Source organism: Cereibacter johrii (assembly GCF_001720585.1).
Classification (GTDB): domain Bacteria; phylum Pseudomonadota; class Alphaproteobacteria; order Rhodobacterales; family Rhodobacteraceae; genus Cereibacter_A; species Cereibacter_A johrii.
Genome location: NZ_MABH01000254.1, coordinates 1 through 3,039, shown reverse-complemented (window position 1 = coordinate 3,039; position 3,039 = coordinate 1). Strand labels below are relative to the sequence as shown.

3 protein-coding genes are annotated in these 3,039 nt (G+C 70.5%); all 3 read left to right on the top strand.

Going from position 1 to position 3,039, the window contains the following annotated elements:
* On the top strand, positions 1–923 hold a 923-nt coding region (locus A9O63_RS21450; protein WP_069333682.1), incomplete at its 5' end, for a serine hydrolase domain-containing protein.
* 94 nt (positions 924–1,017) lie between these two features.
* Positions 1,018–2,238, top strand: coding sequence for a putative DNA modification/repair radical SAM protein (locus tag A9O63_RS21445; RefSeq protein WP_069333681.1), 1,221 nt, complete (start codon positions 1,018–1,020; stop codon positions 2,236–2,238).
* Positions 2,238–3,039 (top strand): TIGR03915 family putative DNA repair protein (locus tag A9O63_RS21440; protein ID WP_141703134.1); only part of this gene is annotated, 802 nt, incomplete at its 3' end. The genes A9O63_RS21445 and A9O63_RS21440, both read left to right, overlap by 1 nt.

Sequence of the window (3,039 nt, the reverse complement as noted above, 5' to 3'; positions counted from 1 at the left end):
AGCCCCGCCGACAGGCCCACGGCGATCTCCTGCACCAGCTCCACACGCTCGTTGTCGCGCGAGGCGGCGAGACGCTGGTGGCCGAGGCGCTGCGCGGGCCCGCTCCGGATCGCGCGGTCAATGTGAAGTCGGTCTCGAAGACGCTCGTCGCGGCCCTTCTCGGTGCGGCGCTCGACCGGGGCGCCGTGCCCGCCCTCGGGGCCACGCTGGGCGAGGTCGCCCCGGGCCTCATCCCCGCCGAGGCCGACCCGCGCGTCCGGGACCTGACGCTCGAGGATCTGGTGACGATGCGCGCGGGGCTCGAACGCACCTCCGGCGGCAACTACGGCGCCTGGGTCTCGAGCCGGAACTGGCTGGCCTATGCCCTGTCGCGCCCGATGGTGGCCGAGCCGGGCGGCCGGATGCTCTATTCGACGGGCAGCTTCCACATCCTCGGCGCCGCCCTATCGGAGGCCACCGACCGCAGCCTGCTGGCGCTGATGCGGGACTGGCTCGGCCGCCCGCTCGGGATCGAGATCCCGCCCTGGACGCAGGATCCGCAAGGCTTCTACCTCGGCGGCAACGAGATGGCGCTGTCGCCGCTGGCGCTCCTGCGCTTCGGCGAGATGGTCCGGCAGGGCGGCCGGTGGGACGGGGCGCAGGTCCTGTCCGAAGGCTGGGTGCGCCGCTCGCTCGAGCCGCGGACGCGTTCGCCCTTCTCGGGCCTGGGCTACGGCTACGGCTGGTTCGTGGGCCGCGCGGGCACCGAGCGGATCGCGCTGGCCCGCGGCTATGGCGGCCAGCTCGTCTGCCTCCTGCCGGATCTCGAAGCCACGGTGGTCGTCACCTCCGACCCGACCCGCCCGGCCCGGAGCGAAGGCTACTTCGGCGACCTGATGCGGCTGATCGGCGAGGTGGCCGCCCCGGAGCTGCGCAGCGCCTGACGAGGGCCCCGCCCCCTTCCCGGTGGCTCTTCACGTTCCAGTCATGATTGGTTCTGCACTTGATCTCGAACGCCAAGGAACATACTAAGAACACATGAAAAAGGACCTCAGCCGCAAACTGGCCATCCTGTCGGACGCCGCGAAATACGACGCCTCCTGCGCCTCGAGCGGAGGCACGCGACGCGACTCGAAGGATGGCAAGGGGCTGGGATCGTCGGGCGGAAGCGGGATCTGCCACGCCTATGCGCCGGACGGGCGCTGCATCAGCCTTCTGAAGATCCTGATGACCAATTTCTGCATCTTCGACTGCGCCTATTGCGTGAACCGCGTCTCGTCGCGGGTCGAACGGGCGCGGTTCTCGGTCGAGGAGGTGGTGACGCTCACCGTCGAATTCTACCGGCGGAACTACATCGAAGGCCTGTTCCTGTCGTCGGGCATCATCCGCTCGCCCGATGACACCATGGCCGACATGGTGCGCATCGCCAAAACCCTGCGCGAGCGCGAGCATTTCCGGGGCTACATCCATCTCAAGACCATTCCCGATGCCGCACCCGAGCTGATCGAGCAGGCGGGCCTCTATGCCGATCGGCTGTCGATCAATGTGGAGTTGCCCACCGAAGCCGGGCTCGACCGTTTCGCGCCGGAGAAGTCGGCCACCGGCATCCGCAAGGCCATGGCCGAGGTGCGGCTGAAGCGCGAGGCCTCGCGCGAGCCGAGCTTCAGCGGCCGCAGACCCTCGCGCTTCGCGCCCGCGGGCCAGTCCACGCAGATGATCGTGGGGGCAGACGGGGCGGATGATGCGGCCATCCTCGGCAATGCCTCGACGCTCTATGCCAACTACGGTCTGAGCCGGGTCTATTACTCGGCCTTCTCGCCCATTCCCGATGCCTCGAAGGCGCTGCCCCTCGTGCGCCCGCCGCTCCTGCGCGAGCACCGGCTCTATCAGGCCGACTGGCTTTTGCGCTTCTACGGCTTCGAGGTGGGCGAGATCGCGGGAAAGGGGATGCTCGATCTCGAGGTCGATCCGAAGCTCGCCTGGGCGCTGGAGCATCGCGAGGCCTTTCCGGTGGATGTGAACCGGGCGCCGCGCGAGATGCTGCTGCGCGTGCCGGGGTTCGGCACGAAGACGGTGGGCCGGATCCTTGCCGCGCGGGCGCATGGGGCGGTGCGCTACGAGCATCTGGTGGCGATGGGCGCGGTGCTGAAACAGGCGCGCCCCTTCATCCTCGCCCCCGGCTGGCGGCCGCAGGGGCTGGACGACGCCAGCCTGCGCGCGCGCTTCGTGCCGCCGCCGGAACAGCTGAGCCTCTTCTGATGCCCGAGGTCGTCCTGCCGCGTCTGGGAACCGTTCCGGCCTGGCGCGCCGAGGCCCGGCGGCTGGCGCAGGCGGGTATCCCGGCGGAAAGCGTCGTCTGGCGCGTGGGCGCGGGCGCGGCCGATCTTCTGGCCGACCTGCCCGCCGCGCCCGCGGGCCCGGCACGCCAGATCCGGCTGTCGCGCGAGGCGGTCAATACGCTGGAGACTGCCCTCTGCCACGCCGATCCCGAGCGGTTCGGCCGCGCCTACGGTCTCCTCCTGCGGCTGGCGGAGGGCCGTTTGCGCTGGGGCGACCGGAGCGACCCCGCGCTGCGCAAGCTTCTCGCGCAGGAGAAGACGGTCCGGCGCGAGATCCATAAGATGCACGCCTTCGTCCGCTTCCGCGAGCTTCCCTCGGAGGGTCCCCGCCGCGCCTTCGCGGCCTGGTTCGAGCCGGACCATCCGGTCGAGGAGGCGGCGGCGCCCTTCTTCGCCCGCCGGTTCGGCGACATGGACTGGGCCATCGTGACGCCCGACGTCACGGCGCGGTTCGTGGCAGGCCAGCTCGATTTCGCCCTGACCGCGGCGCGCGTCGCGCCGCCCGCCGATGGAACGGAAGAGCTGTGGCGCACTTACTATGCCAACATCTTCAATCCGGCGCGGCTGATGGTGAAGGCGATGCAGTCCGAGATGCCGAAACGCTACTGGAAGAACCTGCCCGAGGCGGAGCTGATCCCCGGACTGATCCGGGGCGCGGCCGAGCGGGCTGCCGAGATGCAGGCCGCCGCACCGACCGAGCCGCCGGCGCGAACGGCGGCCG